Origin of the sequence: Streptomyces sp. NPDC013457 (genome assembly GCF_043089925.1) — a bacterium.
Lineage (GTDB): Bacteria > Actinomycetota > Actinomycetes > Streptomycetales > Streptomycetaceae > Streptomyces.
In genome coordinates, this window is the sequence record NZ_JBICBL010000012.1 from 25,810 (window position 1) to 49,360 (window position 23,551).

General features: G+C 71.8%; 23 protein-coding genes. 9 read left to right on the forward strand and 14 right to left on the reverse strand.

Features of this window, described 5'->3' with window-relative positions; genetic code table 11:
- Nucleotides 1–12: 12 nt before the first annotated feature.
- Genes ACF1G2_RS28825 through ACF1G2_RS28835 form a run of 3 tightly spaced genes read left to right on the forward strand, consistent with a single transcriptional unit; the run spans nucleotide 13 to nucleotide 2,064 of the window.
- Nucleotides 13–945 carry an AraC family transcriptional regulator gene (locus tag ACF1G2_RS28825; RefSeq protein WP_391801099.1) on the forward strand — a complete coding sequence of 311 codons (933 nt, stop codon included), beginning with the start codon at nucleotides 13–15 and terminating at the stop codon, nucleotides 943–945.
- A 10-nt stretch (nucleotides 946–955) separates the two neighbouring features.
- A complete protein-coding gene (locus tag ACF1G2_RS28830) occupies nucleotides 956–1,759 on the forward strand; it encodes an AzlC family ABC transporter permease (RefSeq protein WP_391801100.1) in 804 nt (267 codons plus the stop codon).
- Entirely contained in the window at nucleotides 1,756–2,064 is a 309-nt protein-coding gene (locus ACF1G2_RS28835; RefSeq protein ID WP_391801101.1) for an AzlD domain-containing protein, read from the forward strand. Before ACF1G2_RS28830 ends, ACF1G2_RS28835 begins: the two co-directional genes overlap by 4 nt.
- A gap of 93 nt (nucleotides 2,065–2,157) precedes the next feature.
- On the opposite strand, the gene ACF1G2_RS28840 is transcribed toward ACF1G2_RS28835, so the two are convergent.
- Nucleotides 2,158–3,087, reverse strand: coding sequence for a hypothetical protein (locus ACF1G2_RS28840; RefSeq protein ID WP_391801102.1), 930 nt, complete (start codon nucleotides 3,085–3,087; stop codon nucleotides 2,158–2,160).
- Between the two features lie 79 nt (nucleotides 3,088–3,166).
- Here ACF1G2_RS28840 and ACF1G2_RS28845 point away from each other — a divergent pair, with 79 nt between their 5' ends.
- Both ACF1G2_RS28845 and ACF1G2_RS28850 read left to right on the forward strand, forming a co-directional pair.
- Entirely contained in the window at nucleotides 3,167–3,361 is a 195-nt protein-coding gene (locus tag ACF1G2_RS28845) for a DUF3046 domain-containing protein (RefSeq protein WP_352192006.1), read from the forward strand.
- A gap of 386 nt (nucleotides 3,362–3,747) precedes the next feature.
- Complete coding sequence (locus tag ACF1G2_RS28850) at nucleotides 3,748–4,893, forward strand: AI-2E family transporter (RefSeq protein ID WP_391801264.1); 1,146 nt, start codon at nucleotides 3,748–3,750, stop codon at nucleotides 4,891–4,893.
- 67 nt (nucleotides 4,894–4,960) lie between these two features.
- On the opposite strand, the gene ACF1G2_RS28855 is transcribed toward ACF1G2_RS28850, so the two are convergent.
- The 5 genes from ACF1G2_RS28855 to ACF1G2_RS28875 form a co-directional block, all read right to left on the reverse strand.
- On the reverse strand, nucleotides 4,961–7,138 hold the full coding sequence (locus tag ACF1G2_RS28855; protein WP_391801103.1) for an MMPL family transporter: 2,178 nt from the start codon (nucleotides 7,136–7,138) through the stop codon (nucleotides 4,961–4,963).
- A 21-nt stretch (nucleotides 7,139–7,159) separates the two neighbouring features.
- Nucleotides 7,160–7,936, reverse strand: a complete 777-nt coding sequence (locus ACF1G2_RS28860; protein WP_391801104.1) for a cytochrome d ubiquinol oxidase subunit II — start codon at nucleotides 7,934–7,936, stop codon at nucleotides 7,160–7,162.
- 11 nt (nucleotides 7,937–7,947) lie between these two features.
- Entirely contained in the window at nucleotides 7,948–9,261 is a 1,314-nt protein-coding gene (locus tag ACF1G2_RS28865; protein ID WP_391801105.1) for a cytochrome ubiquinol oxidase subunit I, read from the reverse strand.
- Nucleotides 9,262–9,468: 207 nt separating this feature from the next.
- A complete protein-coding gene (locus tag ACF1G2_RS28870; RefSeq protein ID WP_391801106.1) occupies nucleotides 9,469–10,134 on the reverse strand; it encodes a response regulator in 666 nt (221 codons plus the stop codon).
- Entirely contained in the window at nucleotides 10,131–11,357 is a 1,227-nt protein-coding gene (locus ACF1G2_RS28875; RefSeq protein WP_391801107.1) for a sensor histidine kinase, read from the reverse strand. The genes ACF1G2_RS28870 and ACF1G2_RS28875 overlap by 4 nt, the downstream gene beginning before the upstream one ends.
- A gap of 228 nt (nucleotides 11,358–11,585) precedes the next feature.
- On the opposite strand from ACF1G2_RS28875, the gene recA reads away from it, so the two are divergent.
- The gene (gene recA / locus ACF1G2_RS28880) at nucleotides 11,586–12,725 is read left to right on the forward strand and encodes a recombinase RecA (RefSeq protein WP_391801265.1); all 1,140 of its coding nucleotides are present in this window, start codon (nucleotides 11,586–11,588) and stop codon (nucleotides 12,723–12,725) included.
- Nucleotides 12,726–12,729: 4 nt separating this feature from the next.
- Entirely contained in the window at nucleotides 12,730–13,296 is a 567-nt protein-coding gene (gene recX, locus ACF1G2_RS28885) for a recombination regulator RecX (RefSeq protein ID WP_391801108.1), read from the forward strand.
- Between the two features lie 15 nt (nucleotides 13,297–13,311).
- Here recX and ACF1G2_RS28890 read toward each other — a convergent pair whose 3' ends face one another.
- The 7 genes from ACF1G2_RS28890 to ACF1G2_RS28920 all read right to left on the reverse strand — a co-directional run bounded on the left by ACF1G2_RS28890 (nucleotide 13,312) and on the right by ACF1G2_RS28920 (nucleotide 19,841).
- Nucleotides 13,312–13,731: a rhodanese-like domain-containing protein gene (locus ACF1G2_RS28890; protein WP_391801109.1), complete on the reverse strand. Its 420-nt coding sequence runs from the start codon at nucleotides 13,729–13,731 to the stop codon at nucleotides 13,312–13,314.
- The gene (locus ACF1G2_RS28895; protein WP_391801110.1) at nucleotides 13,728–14,282 is read right to left on the reverse strand and encodes a cysteine dioxygenase; all 555 of its coding nucleotides are present in this window, start codon (nucleotides 14,280–14,282) and stop codon (nucleotides 13,728–13,730) included. The genes ACF1G2_RS28890 and ACF1G2_RS28895 overlap by 4 nt, the downstream gene beginning before the upstream one ends.
- A gap of 209 nt (nucleotides 14,283–14,491) precedes the next feature.
- Nucleotides 14,492–16,204: an FAD-dependent monooxygenase gene (locus ACF1G2_RS28900; protein ID WP_391801111.1), complete on the reverse strand. Its 1,713-nt coding sequence runs from the start codon at nucleotides 16,202–16,204 to the stop codon at nucleotides 14,492–14,494.
- Nucleotides 16,205–16,367: 163 nt separating this feature from the next.
- Nucleotides 16,368–17,342 (reverse strand): amino acid ABC transporter permease, encoded by a 975-nt coding sequence (locus ACF1G2_RS28905; protein WP_391801112.1) that lies wholly within the window; start codon nucleotides 17,340–17,342, stop codon nucleotides 16,368–16,370.
- Nucleotides 17,339–17,986, reverse strand: a complete 648-nt coding sequence (locus tag ACF1G2_RS28910) for an amino acid ABC transporter permease (RefSeq protein ID WP_391801113.1) — start codon at nucleotides 17,984–17,986, stop codon at nucleotides 17,339–17,341. The genes ACF1G2_RS28905 and ACF1G2_RS28910 overlap by 4 nt, the downstream gene beginning before the upstream one ends.
- Before the next feature lie 88 nt (nucleotides 17,987–18,074).
- The gene (locus ACF1G2_RS28915; RefSeq protein ID WP_391801114.1) at nucleotides 18,075–18,992 is read right to left on the reverse strand and encodes a glutamate ABC transporter substrate-binding protein; all 918 of its coding nucleotides are present in this window, start codon (nucleotides 18,990–18,992) and stop codon (nucleotides 18,075–18,077) included.
- 63 nt (nucleotides 18,993–19,055) lie between these two features.
- Entirely contained in the window at nucleotides 19,056–19,841 is a 786-nt protein-coding gene (locus tag ACF1G2_RS28920) for an amino acid ABC transporter ATP-binding protein (RefSeq protein WP_391801115.1), read from the reverse strand.
- Between the two features lie 263 nt (nucleotides 19,842–20,104).
- Here ACF1G2_RS28920 and ACF1G2_RS28925 point away from each other — a divergent pair, with 263 nt between their 5' ends.
- On the forward strand, nucleotides 20,105–20,809 hold the full coding sequence (locus ACF1G2_RS28925; RefSeq protein WP_391801116.1) for a response regulator transcription factor: 705 nt from the start codon (nucleotides 20,105–20,107) through the stop codon (nucleotides 20,807–20,809).
- 15 nt (nucleotides 20,810–20,824) lie between these two features.
- Nucleotides 20,825–22,222 carry a sensor histidine kinase gene (locus ACF1G2_RS28930; protein WP_391801117.1) on the forward strand — a complete coding sequence of 466 codons (1,398 nt, stop codon included), beginning with the start codon at nucleotides 20,825–20,827 and terminating at the stop codon, nucleotides 22,220–22,222.
- A 260-nt stretch (nucleotides 22,223–22,482) separates the two neighbouring features.
- Here ACF1G2_RS28930 and ACF1G2_RS28935 read toward each other — a convergent pair whose 3' ends face one another.
- Nucleotides 22,483–23,481 carry a TAXI family TRAP transporter solute-binding subunit gene (locus tag ACF1G2_RS28935; protein ID WP_391801118.1) on the reverse strand — a complete coding sequence of 333 codons (999 nt, stop codon included), beginning with the start codon at nucleotides 23,479–23,481 and terminating at the stop codon, nucleotides 22,483–22,485.
- Between the last annotated feature and the right edge of the window lie 70 nt (nucleotides 23,482–23,551).

The following is a 23,551-nucleotide window of genomic DNA, read 5'->3' on the forward strand; positions in this document are numbered from 1 at the left end:
GAGAATGGAGACATGGCGACTGGGGAGCGGGCACGGTACTGGCAGTACTCCGAGCTGCCGGGGGTCGATCTGCTGCACGCCCACTACGTCCGCAAGGCCTTCGCCCGGCACACGCACGAGTCCTTCGTCTTCGCCGCGATCACCGACGGCGTCGAGGCGTTCCACTACCGCGACGACCTCGTGCATGCCGGTCCCGGCCAGATAGCCCTGGTCAACCCCGACACCCCGCACACCGGGCACGCGGGCGTGCCCGAGGGCTGGACGTACCGGACGATCTACCCCGACGCGGAGCTGATCCGGTCCATCGCGGCCGACACCATCGCGCTGCGGGGGGACGTCGGGTTCACCGACCCGGTCGTGGACGACCCGTACGCGGCGCAGCTCGTCATCGGGGTCCACCGGGCCGCCGAGGAGGGCAACGCGCTGGCCGCCGACAGCCTCCTGCGGCTGGTCACCGCCAGGATGCTGCGCAGTCACGGGGGCCGGATCGCACCGCTCGCCCCGCGCTCGGCCGGCGCCCGTAACGCGGCACGCGCGCGTGCGGTCCTGGAGGAGCGGATGATCGATCCGCCGACCCTGGAGCGGCTCGCCGCCGATCTCGGCACCAGTCCCTTCGCCCTGCTGCGGGCGTTCCGGGACGCGTACGGGATGCCGCCCCACACCTGGCTCACCGACGCGCGCGTGCGGCGGGCCCGCCACCTGCTCGACACCGGGACGGCGCCGGCGGAGGCGGCCGTCACGGTCGGCTTCACCGATCAGTCGCACCTCAACCGCCACTTCGTACGGAGTGTGGGCGTGCCGCCGGGGGCGTACCAGCGCTCGCGGGGTGGCGCGGGCTCGCGGGAGAGTGGGCGCCTGATGGGCGGCGCGGCGGAGACACGGACCGGCGGGGCGGGAACGTGGGGTGCAAGAACGTACAAGACCGCAGGCGGCGGGGGTACGTAACGTCGTCGGCGTGGCAGAACAGACAGCAACCCCAGTCATACGGGAGAGCGCCGGCAAGGCGGACTCGGCGGTGGTGCGCGACGCGCTCGGCGTCGGGATCGCCGTCGGCCTCTCCGGCTTCGCCTTCGGCGTGACCGCCGCGGGATCCGGCCTCACCCTGCTCCAGACCTGCGTGCTCAGCCTGCTCGTCTTCACCGGCGCCTCGCAGTTCGCGCTGGTGGGAGCGCTCGCGGCCGGCGGGAACCCCTTCACGGCCGCGGCGGGCGCCTTCTTCCTGGGCACCCGCAACGCGTTCTACGGCCTGCGCCTGTCCCAGCTCCTCGCCCTGCCCCGCGCGGTCAGGCCGTTCGCCGCGCAGTGGGTCATCGACGAGACGACCGCCGTGGCGCTCGCCCAGCCGACACGGCGGGCCGCGCGGATCGGCTTCACCGTCACCGGACTCACGCTCTACGTGCTGTGGAACCTGACGACCCTGCTCGGCGCCCTCGGGGCCGAGGCCATCGGCGACACCGAGGCCTGGGGCCTGGACGCGGCGGGGCCCGCGGTCTTCCTCGCGCTGCTCGCGCCCATGCTGAAGACGGCGACGGAGCGGTACACGGCGGGGCTCGCCGTCCTGCTCGGCCTCGGGCTGCTGCCCGTACTGCCGGCCGGCGTCCCCGTCCTCGCGGCGGCGCTCGCCGCACCGGCGGTGCTGTGGCTGCGGGGCCGGCGCATGGCCGGCGGGACGGACCACTCGGGCGCGTCGGGCGGCGCGCCGGGCGGGTCGGGCGGAGCGGGTGCGCCGGGCCTGACGAAGAAGGAGGAGGAGCGATGACCGTCTGGATCGCGATCGGTCTCACCGTCGTCGGCTGCTACCTGGTCAAGTTCCTCGGGCTCCTGGTGCCCGCCGGCACCCTCGAACGACCGCTCGTCCAGCGTCTGGCGGCCCTGGTGCCCGTGGCGCTGCTGGCGGCACTCACGGCTCAGCAGACCTTCGGCGCGGGGACCGGCCTCACCCTGGACGCCCGCGCGGCGGGGGTGGCGGCCGCGGCCGTGGCCCTGGTCCTGCGGGCCCCCTTCCTGGTCGTCGTGGCCGCTGCCGTCGTCGTCACGGCAGGGGTACGGGCGCTGGGCGGCTGACGGCGCGCCCCTCGGCCGGTCCGAGCGCCCGCCCTTCGGACCGACCGAGCGCGCGCCCCTTCCCTCCTCCCCTGCGATTCCGCGGCACGCGCCTCAGGCGATCGGGCGGCCGTGGGCGCGCAGGGTGCGGAGGGCCTCGATCGTCACCATCGGGCGTGCCTCCAGGGCCGTGCCCGGGGCCCACTCGCGCCAGGTGACGGGCCAGCCGCCGTCCTCCTGCTGGGCGGCCGCCAGGTGGTCGAGGGAGCGCGCCATCTCCTCCTCCGTGAACCAGCGGCGCGCCAGCGAGTCCGGCACGCGCGCGTAGTCGTACGGGAAGTGGTGCTCGCCCGGCGCGTACCCGGGCGCGACGGGGAGCTCTTCGAGCCGGTCGGGATCCAGGGCCGCCAGACCCTGGTCCCGCACCAGGCGCCCGAGCCGGTCGGCCACCGACTGCGCCCGTGACCGGTCGGGGACCCCGTCGAGGAAGGCGACGGCGGCCTCGATCTCGTACGGGTGCGACTTCTCCAGCGACTCGACCGCCGACCAGCAGAACTCGGTCGCACGGAACAGCCAGGCGTGCCAGACCTGGTTCCGGTGGAGCAGTCCGACCACGGGGCCCGTGGACAGCAGCGCGCTCGGCGGGTTGTCGACGATCGGCACGAAGGGCGCGCTGGGATAGCCGCGCTGCGACGGATGGATCGCGGGCAGCGCCCCGTCGAGCGTGGACACCTCGGTGAGGTAGCGGCAGATCCGTTCGACCCGCAGGCCGCCGCAGCGGCCGATGGAGTCCAGGACCCGCAGCGCGTGCCCGGTGTGGAGCGGCTGGCTGACAGGGCCGCGCAGATCCGGTTCGAGCGCGTGTCCGTAACCGCCGTCCTCGTTGAGGTACGCGGTGAGCGCGACCTCGACGGGCTCCGCCCCGCCGCGGAGGAAGTGGTAGGCGAACCGGCGCTGTTCGAGCACGCGGGCCGTCAGCCAGACGAACTGTTCGGCGCGTGCGAGCGGCGTGGGGTGCGGAGCCGCGAGAGGAGTTCCAGCCATGGTCCGACCGTAGGCCGCCCGGGACGTGTGACAAGGCATACCGGCCCGGCTGCACTCTTGGGGGCGGGATACTGGGGTCATGCGGTTGACGATTTTCTGGGAGCGGATGGCGGACCACTTCGGTGGCTCCTACGCCGAGTCCTTCGCACGGGACCATGTGATGTCCGAACTGGGCGGACGTACGGTGCACGAGGCGCTGGACGCCGGCTGGGAGGCGAAGGACGTGTGGCGGGCGGTCTGCGCGGCCATGGACGTACCGGCCGAGAAGCGCTGACCCGGCCCGGGCGGGGAGGGAATGTCCGCGCGGTGCGCGAGACTGGCCGGGTGGCTCCGACTGACGAAACCGACGAGACAGGCAAGACGACCGCCGACGGGACCCCCGGCCAGGCCGTGACCGGCCGTCCCCCCAAGGCGCGGTCGGCCGCGGACAGCGACCTCGCGGCGAAGCCGGGCGCGGCACGCCCGCACACCGAGCCGACGCCCGCGACGGAGAGAGCGACCGGCGCGGGAGCGACCGGCGCGGGGACGGCCGGAGTCGAGGCGAGATTCGCGCCCGGGCCCGAGACGCCCGAGCCCGTGACGGCGGCCACGGCCGCGGCGGATGGTGGGTCCGGCTCCGGTGGGCCGGGCTCTGGCGGCGTGTCCGCGCCCCCCGCCCGGATGCCCCGCTGGCTGCCGCGCGCCCTGGTGCTCGCCCTCGCGCTCTACGCCTGCTTCCAGCTCGGCAGCTGGGCTTTCTACCAGCTCGTCGGGCTCCTCATCAACGTCCTGGTCGCCTTCTTCCTGGCCCTCGCCATCGAACCCGCCGTCGGGCGGATGGCCGCCCGTGGCATGCGGCGAGGACTCGCCACGTTCCTGGTGTTCCTGGCTGTCCTGGTGTTCGGGGTCGGCTTCGTCGTCCTGCTGGGCTCCATGCTCGCGGGCCAGATCGTCGACATGGTCGAGAACTTCCCGAAGTACCTCGACTCGCTGATCAACTGGACGAACCAGCACTTCCACACGGAGCTGTCCCGGGTCGAGGTGCAGGACAGCCTGCTGCGCTCCGACTGGCTGCAGAAGTACGTGCAGAACAGCGCCTCCGGTGTCCTGGACGTCTCCGCCACCCTCCTCGGCGGTCTGTTCAAGCTTCTGACGATCTTCCTCTTCGCGTTCTACTTCGCGGCCGACGGGCCCCGGCTCCGCAGGGCGCTGTGCTCCGTCCTGCCGCCGGCCAAGCAGACCGAGGTGCTGCGGGCCTGGGAGATCGCGGTCGACAAGACCGGTGGCTATCTGTACTCGCGCGGCCTGATGGCACTGATCTCCGGTGTGGCGCACTTCGTGCTCTTCGAGATCCTCGACGTGCCGTACGCGCCCGCGCTCGCCGTGTGGGTCGGCCTGGTGTCGCAGTTCATCCCGACCATCGGCACCTATCTCGCGGGCGCGCTGCCGATGCTGATCGCCTTCACCGTCGACCCCTGGTACGCCCTGTGGGTGCTGGGATTCGTCGTGATCTACCAGCAGTTCGAGAACTACGTCCTCCAGCCCAAGCTGACGTCCAAGACCGTCGACATCCACCCGGCGGTGGCGTTCGGCTCGGTGATCGCCGGTACGGCGCTGCTCGGCGCGGTCGGCGCGCTGATCGCGATCCCGGCCGTCGCCACGCTCCAGGCCTTCCTCGGCGCCTATGTGAAGCGCTACGAAGTGACCGACGATCCGCGCGTCCACGGCCACCGCCGCTATGGCGAGGCCGTCGTGGCCCGGCTGCAGAAGGCGCTGCACCACAAGAAGAAGCAGGGCCAGGCGGCGTCCGGGGAGGACGGCACCTGACCCTGCCGGGCGACCCCGCATCGGCGACCGGGGCACGCGCGCGTGACCGCCCGCCCGGCCGCCCGCGTCAGTGGTGCTCCAGCCGCACCTTCGGCAGCATCCGCTCCAGCGGGGCCGGGAGCCACCACGCGCGCCGTCCGAGCAGCTGCATGACCGCCGGCACGATCAGACAGCGGATGACCACCGCGTCCAGCAGGATCGCCACCGCGAGGCCGAGGCCGAACTGCTGGAGCATCCGGTCGGGGCCGAGGACGAAGGCCGAGAACACCACGATCATGATCGCCGCGGCGGCCGTGATGACCTTCCCGGTGGCCGCGAGGCCCTCCCGTACCGCGCCCTGCGGATCCTTGGTGCGTTCCCACTCCTCATGGATCCGGGAGAGCAGGAAGACCTCGTAGTCCATCGAGAGTCCGAAGACGATCGCGAAGATCATCACGGGGATGAACGCCTCGATCGGGCCCGGCTGCACGCCGAACCAGCCGTGCTGGAAGACCAGCGTGCTCACCCCGAGGGCCGCTCCGATGCTCACCAGGTTGAGCAGCGCCGCCTTGACCGGGATGAGGACGGACCGGAAGACGAGGAGCAGCAGGAGCGCCGAGAGACCGACGACGATCGAGACGAAGAGCGGCATCCGGTCCGCGACGGTCGCGGCGAAGTCCTCGGTCGCCGCCGTCGGACCGCCCACCAGCAGATCGGCGCCCGTCGCCCGCTCCACCGGCGGCAGGACGTCGGACCGCAGCCGGTCGACGAGCTCCGAGGTCGCCTCGGCCTGGGGAGCCGACTCGGGAAAGGCGATGACCGTGGAGACCGCTGCGTCCTCCGTCGGGATGGGGGCGCTCGCCGCCGCGATGCCCTCCGTGTTCTCCAGGGCCTGGCGCAGGGCGCTCGCGGCCCGCTCGCCCCCACCGTCCGCGACCACGATCAGCGGCCCGTTGAAGCCCGGCCCGAAGCCCGCGGCCAGCAGGTCGTACGCCTGCCTGCTGGACTTCGCCGGGGCGTCGTTGCCCGCGTCGGCGAAGCCGAGCCGCATGTCGAGCGCGGGTGCGGCGAGCGCGCCGAGGGCCGCCACCGAGACCAACAGCGCCGCCCAGGGCCGTTTCTGCACCGCCGTCGCCCAGCCCCGCCACCGGGCGCCCTCCTCGCGCGTCGCCTTCGCCGCGCGCTTGGTGACCTGCCGCCTGATGCGCCGGCCGAAGATCCCGAGCAGCGCGGGGAGCAGGGTGAGCGAGGCGGCCATCGTGACGAGGACGGTCAGGGCGACGGCGAGCGCCACGCCCTGCAGCGATCCCAGTCCGAGCGCGACCAGACCCATCAGCGCGATGATCACCGTGCAGCCGGCGAAGAAGACCGTGCGCCCCGCCGCGTCCAGTGCGGTGCGGGCCGCCCGCTCGGGCTCCGCTCCGTGCAGCAGCTCGACCCGGTAGCGGGAGAAGATCAGCAGCGCGTAGTCGATGCCGACCCCGAGACCGACCAGCATCATGATCGGCGGGGTGAAGTCGGCGACGTCCGCGAGGTGCGAGGCGAGGGCGATCAGCCCGATGGAGCTGCCGACCGCGAAGACCGCGGTCACCACGGGCAGGCTCGCCGCGACCAGGGAGCCGAACAGGAAGACCAGGATCACCAGCGCTCCCAGCATGCCCGCCCCCTCGGCCGCTCCGCCGCCGCCCTCCTCGGCGCCGCGTGCCGCGTCCCCGCCGACAGCGGCGGTCAGCCCGTCGCCCTGTGCCGCCCGTACGGTATCGATGATCTTCAGGACCTCGGCGCGGTCGGTGTTCTCCGCCGGCCCGTCGAGGGTGACGGTCGCGTAGCCGACGGTTCCGTCCCCGGAGACCGCGGCCCTCTCCTCGTACGGACCGCGCACGTCCGTCACGCCCGGGAGACCCTCGACCGTGTCGAGAAGACCCTCCACGCGCGCGTGCACCGTCTTCTCACGGACACCCCGCTCGTCCTTGAGGACGATCTGCAGGGTGGCGTCCGTGGCCTGGGCGGAGCCGTGCCGTTCCAGGACGGTCCGCGCGGACTGCGAATCGGTGCCGGGCAGCGAGAAGTCGTTGTGGTACGCGCTTCCGACGGCCGTCGAGGCACCGGTCGCCGCGACCACGACCACGATCCACAGCAGCACAGCGGGCCAGCGGTGGCGGTACGAGAAGGTGGCCAGGCGCTCGAAGACGCTTCCCCGCCGGGCCGGTGGCTTCGGCGAACTCGCCGGGTTCGTCGTGGGACCGGTGTCCCGCGTGCTGGTCATGATGGTTTCCCCTTCTGGGAGTCACAGGTACGAGGGACGGGTCACCCGGTGCCGGAAGGTGCGCCAGGTCCACACCTGGACGGCGACGACGAGCGGGGTGACGACGAGCAGAGCGGGGACGAGCAGTGCGAGCGTGGCGCCGTCGGCGGCCCGCTCGGTGAGCGGGAGGGCCGTACCGGCGAGGAGCGGCAGGGCTCCGAGGAGGACCGCGGTGAGGGCGAACGACTGCCGGGGCCCGGTCCGCCCCACCAGGAGCCGGGCGCGTTCGTACGGCTCTCCGGTGAGCCGGAGAGCGGCGAAGCCGAGTCCGTGCGCGGCGAACAGCGCGGCCACGGCGAGGGCGACGAGGACCGCGGTGGGCCCGGAGGCCCGCTCGTACGGCGCGCCGGTCAGCGGTGCGGCCAGCAGCCACCCCCAGGCCGACGCGACGGTCCAGCTGCCGCAGACGACCGCCCCGTCACAGACCGCCCGCCAGCGCGGCCCCGGCCCGCGTCCGCGCGACCAGAGTCCGGCGTCGCGGAGGATCCAGCCGGTCAGGAGGGGCACGACCACCGTGAACTGGCCGGACAGCAGCTCCCCTTCGACGTCCGGGAAGCAGCCGACGAGGACGCCCGCGGTGGCGATCAGCCACACCTCGTTGCCCAGGAAGAAGGGCGCGAAGGAGGTGATGACCAGGCGCCGCTCGTGGTCGGTGCGGCCGAGGTACGGAGTGAGCATTCCGGTGCCGATGTCCGCGCCCGCGAGCACGAAGTAGCCGGTGGCGAAGAAGGCGAGCAGGGCGATGGCGAGGGTTTCCACGGCCGGTCTCCTCAGTAGCGGGTGGCGGGCAGGGAATCGGCGGGATCCTCGGGACCGTCCGGGTCCTCCGGGCCGTGCCGGTCGCCGTTCCGCTCGTCGTGACCGAGCCCCGGGCCGACCGGGCCCCGGCGGGCGTGCCGGGCGAGCAGCCAGGCGTTGAGGACGACGAGCAGGCCGAAGAGGGTGGTGAAGACGATCAGGGAGGCGCGCATGGCGCCGGGGGACAGGTCGGAGACGGCGTCCCCGGTCTTCAGCAGCCCGTAGACGACCCAGGGCTGACGGCCCGCCTCGCGGAAGACCCAGCCGCTGATCATCGCGAGATAGGGCAGCGGGACGGCGGCCATGAGGACCAGGTGCCAGAGCCGGAAGCGGAAGACGACCTTCCTGAAGCAGGCGAGGATCACGCCGGCGAAGGTGAGGTACATCATCAGGGCGAAGCTGAGGAGCATGACCAGGCCGCCGCCACGGGTCCACGCCTCGGACGGGACGTAGTCGCCGGGACCGAAGCGGGCGACCATGTCCGCCTGTATCTGAGCGATTTCGGCCGACTTCTGGCTGAACACCGCCGACTTCATGGGCTGGAGAGTGCGGAGCGCCGCCAGCTGGACGCCGCCGAAGGCGGCCGTGACCATCAGCGCGGGGAAGGAGAGGAAGACCCCGATCCGCAGGCTCCGGCCGAAGAACTCCCACTCGGGCGACCGCCGGAACAGGTGGTACGCACTGACACCCGCCACGAAGAAGCCGGCCGTGAGCAGCGCCCCGGCGACGACGTGCCCGAAGGCGAGCAGCGCCGACGGGTTGGTGAGCACGGCGACCGGATCGTCCAGGACGAGCTTGCCGGCCTCGGTCCGGTACCCGACCGGGTTGTTGAGGAAGCCGTTGGAGACGAGGATCCAGTACGCCGAGACGTACGCGGTCAGCGTGACGATCCAGATCGTCGCCAGATGGACCCAGCGATCGAGGCGGTGCCAGCCGAAGATCCACAGGCCGAGGAAGGTCGACTCGACGAAGAACGCCACGATCGTCTCGACCGCGAGCGAGGCGCCGAAGACGTTGCCCGCGAAGTGCGTCAGGCCGCTCCAGCTCAGCCCGAACTGGAACTCCATCACGATGCCCGTGACGATCCCGACCGCGTAGTTGATCACGTACAGCTGGCCCCAGTAGCGGACCATGCGCGCGTGCAGCGGTTTCCGCCCGACCGTCGCCACCGTCTGGAGGACGGCGACCACGGTCGCGAGCCCCAGCGTCAGCGCGACGAAGAGGAAGTGGCCGCCCGCCGTGAGGGCGAACTGCAGCCGGGCGAGATCGAGGACGTCTGGATTCACCCCGCAAGCGTCGGCGTACGGCTCCGGGACCCGCGTCGCCCGGCGGTGGTCAGTGGGCGTACCCCCGCGGTTGCGCCGCCCCACGCGCGCGTACCCCAGGAGTTGCGCCCAGGCGTGCGTGCCCCCTAGGGGACGGCGCCCAGGCGCGTGTGCCCCTTAGGGGACGGCGTTCACGCGCGGCTCCCCGTGAGGGGACGCTGTCGCGCGTCACCCCAGCCAGCCGGGCGTGATCATCCCCGACTCGTACGCCAGGATCACCAGCTGCGCCCGGTCGCGCACGTCCAGCTTGGTCATGATCCGGCTGACATGGGTCTTGGCCGTGGCCGGGGAGAGGACGAGGCGCCGGGCGATCTCGTCGTTGGACAGACCCGCCCCGACCAGGCCCATCACCTCGCGTTCCCGCTCCGTGAGGGCGTTCAGGCGCGGGCTGGGATCCGGCTGCTTCGAGCGGCCGGCGAACTCCGCGATGAGCCGGCGGGTGACCGCGGGGGCGATCAGCGCGTCGCCGCGTGCCACCACCCGTACGCCGTGGAGCAGTTCCATCGGCTCGGTGTCCTTCACGAGGAAACCGCTCGCCCCGGCGCGCAGCGCGCCGTAGACGTGGTCGTCGACGTCGAAGGTGGTCAGGATGACCACCCGGACGCCTTCGAGGCGGGTGTCGGCGGTGATCCGGCGGGTGGCTTCGAGACCGTCGAGCCCCGGCATCCTGATGTCCATCAGGACCACGTCCGGACGCAGTTCGCGGGCGAGGGCGATCGCCTGCTCGCCGTCCGCGGCCTCCCCGACCACCTCGATGTCGTCCTCGTCGGTCAGGATCGAGCGGAACCCGGCGCGGACCAGTGTCTGGTCGTCGGCGAGTACGACGCGGATCATCGGGAGTCCCCCTCGGACGTGGTGGTCGTCGGCGCGGGTGCGCCGATCGGCAGCCGGGCGTCGACCCGGAAACCCTCGGTGCTGCTGAGGGCGGTCAGTTCGCCGCCGAACGCCCGGGCGCGCTCGGCCATGCCCCGGATGCCGCTGCCCAGCGGCCGCTCCTCCGGAGCCCCCTCCCCGTCGTCCTCGATGCGCAGGCGCAGCTCGTCCGCGCGCCAGTCGAGCGCGACCGTGACCGTACGGGCACCGGAGTGCCGGGTCACGTTGGTCAGGGACTCCTGCACGATCCGGTACGCGGCGAGGTCGACCGGCGGCTCGAGCGGTACGGGGGCGCCCGTCACCTCCGTGCGGACGTCGAGCCCCGTGCCCCTGGCCCGCCCCACCAGCTCCCCGAGCAGAGCGAGGCCGGAGGTCGGTCCGGTCGGCGCGGGCTCGTCGGCCTGGCGCAGCACCCCGAGCGTGGCGCGGAGCTCGCGCAGCGCGTCCTTGCTGGTGGCCTTCACCGCTTCGAGGGCCTCCTCGGCCGCGGCCAGCGCGACCTCCGGCTCGGGCTTCTTGCTCAGCCGGTGCAGCACGGCGCCCGACTGCACGTTGATCAGCGAGATGCTGTGCCCGAGCACGTCGTGCAGCTCCCTGGCGATCCGCAGCCGCTCCTCCGTGGCGCTCTGCAGGGCCCGCGCCTCCTGCTCCCGCTCGGCGGCGAGCGCCCGCTGCTCCACTTCGTGGAGATAGGCGAGCCGGGTCCGCTGGGCGCGGCCCACGGCGACGAGGCTGATCAGCCAGCCGGCCAGCATCGCGAGCGAGGTGTCGTCGATCTGGCGGTGGCCTTCCTCCTGCCGGATCTCGCCGAGCCCGACGGCGAGCAGCGTGACCGAGGCGAGCGCGACGGCGGCGGCGAACCGGCCTTCGGCCGCCGTGGTGTACAGCGCGAGCGCGAACGCGATCATCAGCGGACCGTCCTGCGCGGACGCGGGGTAGTAGACCGCGCAGGCGAGGAGGGTGACGACGGCGACCGTGACAGGGGCCCGCCGCCGGAAGGCGAGGGCTCCACAGCCGACCGCGATCAGCGCCCAGCCGATGACCGTACGGCTCACGGGCTCGCTCGAGTACCGGGCGGACACCAGCGTCCAGGCGACCACGACGAGGGTCACGACGAGCGCCACGACGGCGTCGGCGACCCGCGGGGACATGCGGCCGCCACGGTCGTGGAAGGGGAGGGCCATGCCAGGAAGGATAGGCGGGCGTGGGGCGGCGGGGCCCCGCCGAAGGATGCCCGCGGGCCCGCGTGGTGCGCTTGACACCAAAATCGAACATCCATTCTTATGGGATTCCGGCCCTTGGAATCGCGGGGTTGTGGGCGAGTTATCCACAGGTCGGAGGGACGTCGGGGCCCATTGTCAGTGGCAGGGGTTAGCGTCTTTCACATGAAGCGATCGACTCAAGCAAACCGGGTGGAACCCATGGCAGGTACCGACCGCGAGAAGGCCCTCGAAGCCGCGCTCGCTCAGATTGAACGGCAATTCGGCAAGGGCGCCGTGATGCGCATGGGCGACCGCACCCAGGAGCCGATCGAGGTGATCTCCACCGGTTCGACCGCCCTCGACGTCGCGCTCGGCGTCGGCGGACTGCCCCGCGGCCGTGTCGTGGAGATCTACGGACCGGAGTCCTCCGGTAAGACGACCCTGACCCTGCACGCCGTGGCGAACGCCCAGAAGGCCGGCGGTCAGGTCGCCTTCGTCGACGCCGAGCACGCCCTCGACCCCGAGTACGCGAAGAAGCTCGGTGTCGACATCGACAACCTCATCCTGTCCCAGCCGGACAACGGCGAGCAGGCCCTCGAGATCGTCGACATGCTGGTCCGCTCCGGCGCGCTCGACCTCATCGTCATCGACTCCGTCGCGGCGCTCGTCCCGCGCGCCGAGATCGAGGGCGAGATGGGCGACTCGCACGTGGGTCTCCAGGCCCGGCTGATGAGCCAGGCGCTCCGGAAGATCACCAGCGCGCTCAACCAGTCCAAGACCACCGCGATCTTCATCAACCAGCTCCGCGAGAAGATCGGCGTGATGTTCGGCTCGCCGGAGACCACGACCGGTGGCCGCGCCCTGAAGTTCTACGCCTCGGTGCGTCTGGACATCCGCCGCATCGAGACCCTCAAGGACGGCACGGACGCGGTCGGCAACCGCACCCGCGTCAAGGTCGTCAAGAACAAGGTCGCGCCGCCCTTCAAGCAGGCCGAGTTCGACATCCTCTACGGCCAGGGCATCAGCCGCGAGGGCGGCCTGATCGACATGGGCGTGGAGCACGGCTTCGTCCGCAAGGCCGGCGCCTGGTACACGTACGAGGGCGACCAGCTGGGCCAGGGCAAGGAGAACGCCCGCAACTTCCTGAAGGACAACCCCGACCTCGCCAACGAGATCGAGCGGAAGATCAAGGAGAAGCTGGGCGTCGGCGTCCGGCCGGGTGCCGAGACGGCCGAGGCGGGTACGGACGCCGCGGGTGCCACGGAGCCGGTCGCCGCGGACGACGCGGCCAAGTCCGCCCCGGCGGCCAAGGCCACCAAGGCGACCAAGGCCCCGGCGGCCAAGAGCTGAGCCAGTGACCGGTCGCACCGAATGGCCGGGCGACAGCGCCGACTCGTCGAGGGCCGAGAAGGAGCTGTCGCCCCAGGATCCGGCTGAGCGGGCGCGGGCGATCTGCCTGCGCCTGCTCACCGGGACCCCTCGTACCCGCAAGCAGCTCGCCGACGCCCTGCGCAAGCGTGAGATCCCCGACGAGGTCGCGGAGGAGGTCCTCTCGCGTTTCGAGGACGTCGGGCTGATCGACGACGCCGCGTTCGCCGACGCCTGGGTCGAGTCCCGGCACCACGGGCGCGGACTCGCCCGCCGCGCCCTCGCCCGCGAGCTGCGCACCAAGGGCGTCGACGCCTCGCTCATCCAGGAGGCCGTGGGGCAACTGGACTCCGAGCAGGAGGAGATCACCGCGCGCGAGCTCGTGGACCGCAAGCTCCGCGCCACCCGTGGCCTCGAGCGGGACCGCCGGCTGAGACGGCTCGCGGGCATGCTCGCCCGCAAGGGCTACCCGGAGGGCATGGCCCTACGGGTCGTCCGCCAAGCCCTGGAGGCCGAGGGCGAGGACACCGAGGGCCTGGACGAACCCTTCTAGCGGGAGCGAACCCGGCTACGCCGCGCTGTCCGGCCGTACGACCGGGAGGCCCGCCGCCTTCCAGGCCTGGAAGCCGCCGATCACGTCCGTCGCCCGGTGCAGGCCGAGCTGCCGCAGCGAGGCCGCCGCCAGCGAGGACGCGTACCCCTCGTTGCAGAACACCACCACGCGCAGGTCGTGGCTGTCCGCCTCCGGCGCGCGGTGGCTGCCCAACGGGTCGAGCCGCCACTCGAGTTCGTTGCGCTCCACGATCAGCGCGCCCGGGATCACCCCGTCCCGCTCACGCAGCGCCGCGTACCGGGTGTCCACCAGAAGCGCGTCACCCGCCTCGTACGCCTCGTGTGCCACGCGCGGCTCGATCCGGTCGAGCCCGGACCTGACCCGCTCGAGAAGCTCGTCGATTCCCACCCGTTCGGCCGTCTCGTGCTCGCTCACTGCCAGTCCTCCGGACGCTCGACCTGCTCAAGACGGAGCACCGCGCCCGACCGGCTGAAGCGCCGGATCAGCGGAAGCGGCGGATAGTACGCGTGGACCGACACCGCGTGCGTGCCGCGGGACTCGTTGAGCACCTCGTGTACATGGTGCTGCCCGAACGCGCGCCCCTTGCCCGCCGGCAACCGCCGCTCACGGTCGACGCCGTCGGCCAGTTCCAGGGTCTTCCAGCCACCCGAAGGCAGCCGCACCGCGAGGGAGTTCTCCGTCAGGGTTCCCCGCGCCGTGGCGAACGCGCCCTGGGACTCGGCGTGGTCGTGCCACCCGGTGCCCGTGCCGGGCGGCCACCCGATGAGCCACGCCTCGCTGCCGCCGGGGCCCTCCAGCCGTACCCAGGTACGGCCCTCGGGGTCGAGCGGCAAGGAGTCGATCAGCTCGGTGTCGTCCGCCGTGCGGCGGACGAAGTCCAGAAGATCGGCGGCGGTGGGCGCGGCCGACAGCGCGGAGGCGGAGTCGGAGGACGCGCCGGAGGAAGCGGAGACATGCTGGGGCACGGAGGACCGTCCTGAGGTTCGCGGGAGAGAGGCGCGCGACACGGCGCGCCGAACGCGTCGGCGACGGAGATCACGCGAAGGGGGGCGAATTCAGCAGGACGGGCGACACACGCAGCCCGCGAAACGGAGGAGATCCATATGGACCCTCCGCCACAGGCGCACATCGGTGTCGGTCACGCTCCGGAGTACACCATGTGCGCCCGTGAGGGTCAATTGATGTCCGCGGTACGGTCGCTCTTCGCCGCCCGCGAGGCGGCCCCGCTCCCCCCGGTACGGTCGCTCTTCGCCGTCTCCGAGGCGACGCCGCTCTCCGTGGGCTCCGCCTTGCCGCCCCGGGTCGCGTCCGCCGCCGCGTACAGCTCGTCGGGCCGGACCCCGGGGAACGTGGCGACCAGATGCCCGTCCGGACGTACGAGCAGGACCGTGTGGGCCACGGCCCCCGGATACGCCTCCGTGACCAGCAGCTCCGCCTTCACCGGCAGGGCCCGCACCGCCTCCACGAGCCGCGGCATCACGCCCGCGCTCATCCAGTGCCGCCGGTCCCAGACACCCGTGCCGGGCGCGACGAGCACCACGAGCAGCCGGCCTCGGCCGAGCCGGTCCCGGAGCCGTACCGTCGTGCCGTCCGGCGCCGTCACGCGGACGTCCTCGACCGGCGCGCCGGTCCCCGTGCCCACCGCGCTCCGGGACGCGCCGGCGTCCTGGGGTGCGAGGGGGGAGTGCGGGTACGCGGGGGGCGCGCCCAGCGGGCCGCGCCCCAGGTGCCCGTCCGTCAGCAAGGTGTCGTGGCCACGCGAGCCACCGGGCAGATACGTCCGCAGCCCTCCGCCACCGCGCAGTACCGGCAGCGACTGGTCGGCGGCCCGCAGCCGGGAGGCGACGGCGGCCCGCCGCTCGCTCTGGTAGCTGTCGAGGAGCGTGTCCGAGGCCCCGTGGTGCCAGGCGTACGCGAGCTTCCAGGCCAGGTTGTCGGCGTCCCTGAGCCCCTCGTCGAGGCCCTGCGTCCCGACCGCCCCGAGGAGATGGGCCGCGTCGCCCGCCAGAAACACCCGGTCCACGCGCCAGCGCCGCGCGAGCCGGTGGTGCAGCGTGTGGACACCGGTGTCGATCAACTCGTACGGAGGCGTCTCCCCGCCGCACCAGCCGGCCAGCGTCTCCCGGATCCTGGAGACGAGCGCGTCCGGTGTGACGAGGTCGCCCCGCGGGGGCAGCAGCCAGTCGATCCGCCAGACCCCGTCCGGCAGCGGACGGGCCGTGACCTCCTCGCCGCCACCCCGCCACGGCGGCTGACGGTGCAGCAGGGCCTCGCCCGGCCAGGGCAGTTCCACGCGCAGCGCGGCCACCGCGTGCCGCTCCACCGCCGTACGGCCGGGAAAGCGGATCGAGAGCAGTTTGCGCACCGTGGATCGGGCGCCGTCGCAGCCGACCAGGTGGCTGCCGCGCCACCACGTCCCTTTGCCGCCGGAGTCGGGGCCACGGGTGTGCGCCGTGACGCCGCGCTCGTCCTGCTCGATCGTGTCGAGGCGGGCGTCGCCGACGAGCTTGATCAGCTCCTGCCCGGCGATCGCGTCGCGCAGACCACGGCCGAGCGCGTGCTGGGGGATGTGCAGCGGAGCCGCCGGGCCCGCGTCGTCACTCTCCGTACCGCCGAGACCGAGGCTCAGCTCGATGTGCCTCATCTGTTGCTTCCGGCGCAGAGAGCGCCAACCGACCCAGCGGACCCCCTCGTCACGCAGCGTGGCGCAGCCCAGCCGCTCCACCATCGCGGCCATGTCGGCACGTAGCACGACGGTCCGTGCGGGGCGCGGCTCGTCCTTGCCGGGGCCCTCGTCGAGCACGACGGAGGGGACGCCCTGCGAGGCCAGGGCAAGGGAGAGCGCGAGGCCCACGGGCCCCGCGCCGACGATGATCACCGGGTCCACGGCGCGGCTCCTGAAGGCCGTTCGGTCATGCGGGTAGCACAGCGAAGTGTGGCGCGAGCCCGGTGCGTGATCACAGAACGTATGCAACCCATTGCGGGTGCTTGCGTCAAGCGACGGGGGCAGCGGCGCGACCGCCACTGCCCCCGGATGATGTCACATACTGTCAGTTCTTCGTGATGCCGGTCCCGTCGGCGCCGTCGCCGCGGTGCGACCCGTCTCCGCCGGGCGCCACACCGTCGAAGCCTCCCGGGGCCTCGGTGCGGGTCGGCGGGATCAGCACGGCCTCGTTGCCCTGGGCGACCCCCGTCACGCCGGCTTCGGAGACGGCGATCCCCGTCTTGGCCCGCCGGCCCCGCTTCTCGATCCAGGTGGCGAGCGAGGAGAGGGCCAGACACAGCGCGATGTAGATGGCGCCGAAGACCACGATCGTGGACACGTACGGGTACTGGCCGTTGACCTGCGTGTTGGAGGCGATCAGCCGGGCCGAGTAGAGCAGCTCGGGGTAGAGGATGACGAAGCCGAGCGAGGTGTCCTTCAGGGTGACCACCAGCTGGCTGATGATCGTCGGCAGCATCGCCCGGACGGCCTGCGGCATCAGGACCGTCGTCATGACCTGCGTCTTGCTCATGCCCAGGGCGTACGCGGCCTCCCGCTGCCCCTTCGGCACGGCGTTCACGCCGGCGCGCAGGACCTCGGCCTGGACGCAGCCGTTGTAGATCGACAGGCCGATGGCCAGCGCCCACATCGAGTAGTCGGTGAGGAACGCGACCCAGACGGCGTAGATCGTGATCAGCAGCGGGATCGAGCGGAACAGCTCGATGAAGCCGGTGGCCACGACGCGGACCGGCGCGTGGTCGGAGAGCCGGGCGACGGCGAGCAGCACACCGAGCACGAGCGAGCCGACCGCCGCGAGGCCGAAGGCCTTGAGGGTGGCGACGAGGGCGTCGGCGATGTTCTGCCGGATGCCCGCGTAGTTGAAGATGTCCCACATCGCGGGGTCGAGGTGGCCCTTGTCGGCCAGCCGGAGCACGCTCACGGCGAGCAGCGCGACGATGACGAGGGTGCCCGCGACGGCGAAGATCCGGTTGCGGACGCGCGCCTTGGGGCCGGGGGAGTCGTAGAGAACGCTGGCACTCATCGGGCGACCTCCATGCGGCGCTCAAGGAGACGGAAGATCCCGCTGATGGTGAAGGTGACGACCAGGTACGCGGCGGCCACCCAGGCGAAGATGGGGCCGATGGCGTAACCCTGCTCGCTCATCAGCGTCTGCCAGCCGAAGAGCTCGGTGACGCTGAACGCGCCCGCGATGGCCGAGTTCTTGGTGAGCGCGATGAAGATCGAGCTCAGCGGCGGCAGTACGGTCCGGGTGGCCTGGGGCAGCACGATCATCCGCAGGGTCTGCGCGAAGGTCATGCCCAGCGAGCGGGCGGCCTCCGCCTGGCCGAGCGGCACCGTGCTGATGCCGGAGCGGACGGCCTCGCAGACGAACGCCGAGGTGTAGAAGCCGAGCGCGAGCGAGCCGAGCACGAAGGGGCTCATGCCCGGGAAGAGGATCTCGGGGACGACGAAGAACGAGACGAGGAAGAGCAGCGTCAGCGGGGTGTTGCGCAGGAGCGTGACCCAGGCGGTCCCGAAGAAGCGCAGCGGCGGGACGGGCGACACCCGGAAGCCGGCGACGACGACGCCGAGGACCAGCGCGATGACCGAGCTGACGGCGGTGATCGACACGGTTCCTATGAAGCCGTCGCGGAACTCCGGGAAATGGTCGAGCAGTACGTTCATGAGGTCTCCGCGTCGGCTGTCAGCGGCTTACGGGCAGGAGGAGCGGCGCCCCGTACTCCCGTACGGGGCGCTCGACTTCAGGTGAGGATCAGTAGCGGACGAGCGTCGGCGGCGCGACGTACGCGGAGCCCGAGAGACCCAGGGTCGCCTCGTAGATCTTCTTGTACGTGCCGTCCCCGATGTGCGTTTCGAGGATGTCGCTGATCTTGTCGCGCAGGACCTTGTCGTCCTTGTTCATGCCGACGCCGTAGGGCTCCTCGGTGAACGGCTTGCCCACGACCTTGAGCTTGCCGGCGTTGGCGGCGGCGTAGCCCTTGAGGATCGCGTCGTCGGTGGTGACCGCGTCGACCTGCTTGGTGAGCAGCTGCTGCACGCAGTCGGAGTACTTCGCCAGCTCGGTGGTCTGGGCGCCGTACTGCGGCTTCTTGATCTCCTGCAGCGGGGTCGAGCCCGTGATGGAGCAGACCTTCTTGCCCTTGAGGGTCTCCGGACCGGTGATCGCGGTCTCGTCCTTGCGGACCAGGAGGTCGGCGCCGGCCTTGTAGTACGGACCCGCGAAGCCGACCTGCGCCTTGCGCTTGTCGTTGATCGTGTACGTGCCGACGTAGTAGTCGACCTGGCCCGTCGAGATCGCCGTCTCACGGAGCTTGGAGTCGACGGTCTTCCACTCGATCTTGTCCTCGGTGAAGCCCAGGTCGGCCGCGATCATCTTCGCGATCTCGACGTCGAAGCCGGACCGCTCCTTGGTGGCCTGGTCCTCGAAGCCGAGGTACGGCTGGTCGGCCTTGGAGCCGATGATCAGCTTGCCGCGCTTCTGCGCCTCCTTGAAGGTGGGAGACTCCAGCTTCACGTCGGTGGCGACGATGTACTTGGGGAGCTGCGGGGCGCTCGAGTCGCCGGGCTTCACGGCGGGCTTGTCGCCGGCGGAGCCCTCCTTGCCACCACAGGCGGTCGCGGTGAGCGCGAGCACGGCGACGGCCACGGCCGCGGACTTGCGGAGCTTCATGGTGAACATCCCTTGGTTCGTGGGTTGTTGGTCAGCAGGGTGAATGATGAAGGCTGACCGTCGTCAGTGGTGGAGGATTTTCGAGAGGAAGTCCTTCGCCCGGTCGCTGCGCGGGTTGCTGAAGAACTGGTCCGGCGTGGCCTGTTCGACGATCTTGCCGTCCGCCATGAACACCACGCGGTTGGCGGCGGAACGCGCGAAACCCATCTCATGGGTGACGACGACCATCGTCATGCCGTCGCGCGCCAGCTGCTGCATGACCTCGAGGACCTCGTTGATCATCTCGGGGTCGAGGGCCGACGTCGGCTCGTCGAACAGCATGACCTTCGGCTCCATCGCCAACGCACGCGCGATCGCCACACGCTGCTGCTGACCGCCGGAGAGCTGCGCCGGGTACTTGTCCGCCTGGGTGCCGACACCCACCCGGTCGAGCAGAGTGCGGGCCGTGGACTCGGCGTGCGCCTTCGTCGTCTTGCGGACCTTGATCTGGCCCAGCATCACGTTCTCGAGCACGGTCTTGTGTGCGAAGAGATTGAAGGACTGGAACACCATGCCGACGTCGGCGCGCAGCCGGGCCAGCTCCTTGCCCTCCTGGGGCAGAGGCCGGTTGTCGATCGTGATGGTGCCGGAGTCGATCGTCTCCAGGCGGTTGATGGTGCGACACAGTGTGGACTTACCGGACCCCGAAGGCCCGATGACGACCACGACTTCGCCCCGGGCGATCGTCAGGTCGATGTCCTGGAGCACATGCAGCGCGCCGAAGTGCTTGTTCACGTTGGACAGTACGACCAGGTCGCCCGCCGCCGTACCGGCGTCTTCCGAGCCCTTGGTCACTGACACTCCGCTCATCGGCTTTTGCTCCGTCCTCCTCGGTTGGGGAGGACACTAGGCACGCGGTGCGACGAGCGTCATTACATCTGAGCGGAAATTGAGGATAACGATAAGGCCTCGGCCGGACACACTGTGTGAACGGGGCGCACGACGGCGTACCGGGTGCATAACGGAAACCCGGTCGCCACAGGGGGACACTTGACTGTGACACCGACCATCGGCGTTCATGCCCTGGTAGACCGAAAGCCATCACACGATCACGAAGCCACCGGAGGGGGGCCATGAGACTCCTGCTCGTCGAAGACGACGATCATGTCGCCGCGGCCCTGTCCGCCGTCCTGGCGAAGCACGGCTTCGCGGTCACGCACGCCCGGAACGGCGAGGAGGCGCTCCAGGCGGTGCTGCCCGTCGTGCACGGCGAGCGTCCTTCGTACGGTGTGATCCTGCTCGACCTGGGCCTGCCCGACCAGGACGGCTACCAGGTCTGCGGCCGGATCCGAAAGCTCACCACGACCCCCGTGATCATGGTGACGGCGCGCGCCGACGTACGGTCCCGGATACACGGCCTCAACCTCGGGGCCGACGACTACGTGGTCAAGCCGTACGACACCGGGGAACTGCTCGCCCGCATCCACGCCGTCAGCCGGCGCAACGCGGGCGGCGACGAGGGGGGCGCGGCCGGCGACGACGCCGCGCTGCGGCTCGGCTCCGTCGTCATCGAGCTGCCCACCCGCCGCGTCAGCGTCGACGGCGCGCCCGTCCAGCTCACCCGCAAGGAGTTCGACCTGCTCGCCCTGCTCGCCGGACGGCCCGGTGTGGTCTTCCGGCGCGAGCAGATCATCAGCGAGGTCTGGCGCACCAACTGGGAGGGGACCGGCCGCACGCTCGAGGTGCACGTCGCCTCGCTCCGCTCCAAGCTGGCCATGCCCGCCCTGATCGAGACCGTGCGCGGCGTCGGCTACCGCCTGGTCGCCCCGGCCGCGTAGCCGCCCGGGCCCCACGTGCGCACGCGTCTTCTTCCGCTCCTCCTCGTCCTGATGGCCGGGGTGCTGCTCGCCCTGGGCTTCCCGCTCGCCGCCAGCCTCGCCGCGGCCGAGCAGCAGCGCGTCGTCGTCGACCGGCTCGACGACGCGGCGCGGTTCGCCGCGCTCGCCCAGTTCGTCAGCGAGTCCGAGCCCACGGTCGACGAGCGCCGCACCACCCTCAGGGGTGAACTCGCCAGCTACCACGACGTGTACGGCATCAGGACCGGCATCTTCTACCGCGACAACCGGGCCATGGCCGCCGCGCCGCAGGACTGGGTCGTCCCCTACGAGGGTGAGGGCCGCCGCGCCTTCAACGAGGCGCTGCTCGGGCGCCGCAGCCACGACCCGCCGCAGGTGTGGCCGTGGCAGCCGGACGCCCGTCTGACGATCGCCTCCCCGGTCGTACGGGACGGGGACGTCGTCGCCGTCGTGGTGACCGACTCGCCCACCGGGCAGCTGCGTTCGCGCATCCTCACCGGCTGGCTGGTCATCGTGGCCGGCGAGTCGGCCGCGATGCTGCTCGCCGTCGGCGCCGCCTTCCGGCTCACCGGCTGGGTGCTGCGGCCCGTCCGCGTCCTGGACGCGGCCACCCACGACATCGCCACCGGCCGGATGAAGTCCCGGGTCGCCGTGGCCGGCGGACCGCCCGAACTGCGCCGTCTGGCCCGCGCGTTCAACGAGATGGCCGACAACGTCGAAGACGTCCTGGAACAGCAGCGGGCCTTCGTCGCCGACGCCTCGCACCAGCTGCGCAACCCGCTCTCGGCGCTGCTGCTCCGCATCGAGCTGCTCGCTCTGGAACTCCCCGAGGGCAACGAGGAGATCGCCTCCGTCCGCACCGAGGGCAAGCGGCTGGCCCAGGTCCTCGACGATCTGCTGGGCCTGGCGCTCGCCGAGCACGCCGCCGCCGACCTGCGCCTGACCGACATCGGTGAGCTCGCGGCCGAGCGGGTCGCCGCGTGGCGCCCGCTCGCCGAGGAGAAGGGCGTACGGCTCGGGGGCGAGCGGCGCGCGGTCACGGCCTGGGCGGACCCGGTGGCGCTCTCCAGCGCGCTCGACGCGGTGATCGACAACGCGCTGAAGTTCACCCCGGAGGGGGAGGAGGTCACGGTCGCCGTGGCGTCCGAGGGCGACACCTGCACGGTCGTGGTGGCGGACGCGGGCCCCGGGCTCACGCCGGAGGAGCTCGACCGGGTCGGCGACCGCTTCTGGCGCAGCAACCGCCACCAGAACATCAAGGGCTCGGGGCTCGGCCTGTCGATCGCCCACGTCCTGCTCGGGGCGGGCGGCGGCTCGATCGCCTACGCGCCGAACGAGCCGCACGGGCTGCGTGTGACGGTCACGGTGCCGAGGACGGGGCCGCAGGGGCGCTGAGGGGGTCGCGGTCGGGTGCTTTGAGGGGCGCGGCGGGGGTGCCTGAGCGGCCCCGCAGGCGGGTCGGCCCGGATGGCGGGCCCACAGGGCGGGCTGAGGCTGTGGCGGGGCTTTTCCGTGGCCGTGCGGGCTGCGCCGGGGGCGGGGCTCACCGGGTGGGCCGCGGTCTCGCGGAGCGGCGGTGTGCGGTGGTTAAGGCTTCGCGGAGCGTGCGGCGGTGCGGGGGGGGTAAGGCTTCGCGGAGCGGCGGTGCGTGGTGGTTACGGCTTCACGGAGCGGTAGTAGCGGCGCGCGCCCTCGTGCAGGGACAGCGGCTCCGTGTAGATCGCGGTGCGCAGGTCCACCAGCTGGGCGGGGTGGACCTGGCCGCCGATCCGGTCCCGGCTCCTGATCACCGTACGGGTCAAACCCTCCACCAGTGCCGAGTTCGCCGTGTCCGTCGTCACGAGCAGGTTCGCCACGGCCACCGTCTCCACCGGTTGGCCGTCCTGAGCCCGCTTGTAGGCGTCCGCGGGGATGACCGCGGAGCGGTAGTGGCGCGTCGACTCGCCCGCGTCGTGCAGCGTGTCCACCAGGGCCGCCTCCAGCGAGACCAGCCGCACCGGCATGCGCTCGGACAGCGCCTGGACGGCCTGTGTGGGCAGACCGCCGGACCAGAAGAACGCGTCCAGTCTCCCGCTCTCCAGCAGGCCCGGCATCGTGTCGATGCCCGCCGAGACCGGCTCGATGTCGGCGTCGGGGGCGAGTCCGCCCGCCGCGAGCACCCGATCGGCGATGAGCCGGACACCGGACCCCTCCTGGCCCACTCCGACACGGAGCCCGCGCAGATCGGCGACGGACCGGACGGGCGAATCCTTGGGGACGACGAGCTGGACGTAGTCGTCGTAGAGGCGCGCGGAGCCCCGGAGCCTGTCGAACCCGGGCTTCCGGTCGCGCTGGTACTGGGCCACGGCGTCGGCCGTCGCGATGGTGAAGTCCGCCTCGCCCGAGGCCAGGCGCGCGAGGTTCTGCTGGGAGCCCTCGCTGTCCTTGAGCGCTATCGAGACGTCCGGCAGATCGGTGGCGAGAGCCTGCCGCAGGAGCTCGCCGTACCGCTGGTAGACGCCGGTGGGAACGCCCGTACTGAAGGTGACCCGGCCACTCGGGTCCGACGGACCGAAAGGAACCAGCCACCACACCAGCAGCCCGCACACCACCAGCAGCGCCGCCGACACCTGGAGCAGGCGGCGACGGACGACACGGGAGAGCGAGGCGAGCATGGCGCGATCCTGCCAGTTACCTCCCCGCTCTGGCCAGGCCCGCATCTGAGCCGCCGACTGTCGGTGGCCA

Coding starts and splice junctions, on each gene's coding strand:
- ACF1G2_RS28825 (WP_391801099.1), top strand. CDS start 13: ATGGCGACTGGGGAGCGGGCACGGTACTGGCAGTACTCCGAGCTGCCG.
- ACF1G2_RS28835 (WP_391801101.1), top strand. CDS start 1,756: ATGACCGTCTGGATCGCGATCGGTCTCACCGTCGTCGGCTGCTACCTG.
- ACF1G2_RS28840 (WP_391801102.1), bottom strand. CDS start 3,087: ATGGCTGGAACTCCTCTCGCGGCTCCGCACCCCACGCCGCTCGCACGC.
- ACF1G2_RS28845 (WP_352192006.1), top strand. CDS start 3,167: ATGCGGTTGACGATTTTCTGGGAGCGGATGGCGGACCACTTCGGTGGC.
- ACF1G2_RS28850 (WP_391801264.1), top strand. CDS start 3,748: ATGCCCCGCTGGCTGCCGCGCGCCCTGGTGCTCGCCCTCGCGCTCTAC.
- ACF1G2_RS28855 (WP_391801103.1), bottom strand. CDS start 7,138: ATGACCAGCACGCGGGACACCGGTCCCACGACGAACCCGGCGAGTTCG.
- ACF1G2_RS28870 (WP_391801106.1), bottom strand. CDS start 10,134: ATGATCCGCGTCGTACTCGCCGACGACCAGACACTGGTCCGCGCCGGG.
- ACF1G2_RS28875 (WP_391801107.1), bottom strand. CDS start 11,357: ATGGCCCTCCCCTTCCACGACCGTGGCGGCCGCATGTCCCCGCGGGTC.
- ACF1G2_RS28905 (WP_391801112.1), bottom strand. CDS start 17,342: ATGAGTGCCAGCGTTCTCTACGACTCCCCCGGCCCCAAGGCGCGCGTC.
- ACF1G2_RS28910 (WP_391801113.1), bottom strand. CDS start 17,986: ATGAACGTACTGCTCGACCATTTCCCGGAGTTCCGCGACGGCTTCATA.
- ACF1G2_RS28915 (WP_391801114.1), bottom strand. CDS start 18,992: ATGAAGCTCCGCAAGTCCGCGGCCGTGGCCGTCGCCGTGCTCGCGCTC.
- ACF1G2_RS28920 (WP_391801115.1), bottom strand. CDS start 19,841: ATGAGCGGAGTGTCAGTGACCAAGGGCTCGGAAGACGCCGGTACGGCG.
- ACF1G2_RS28925 (WP_391801116.1), top strand. CDS start 20,105: ATGAGACTCCTGCTCGTCGAAGACGACGATCATGTCGCCGCGGCCCTG.
- ACF1G2_RS28935 (WP_391801118.1), bottom strand. CDS start 23,481: ATGCTCGCCTCGCTCTCCCGTGTCGTCCGTCGCCGCCTGCTCCAGGTG.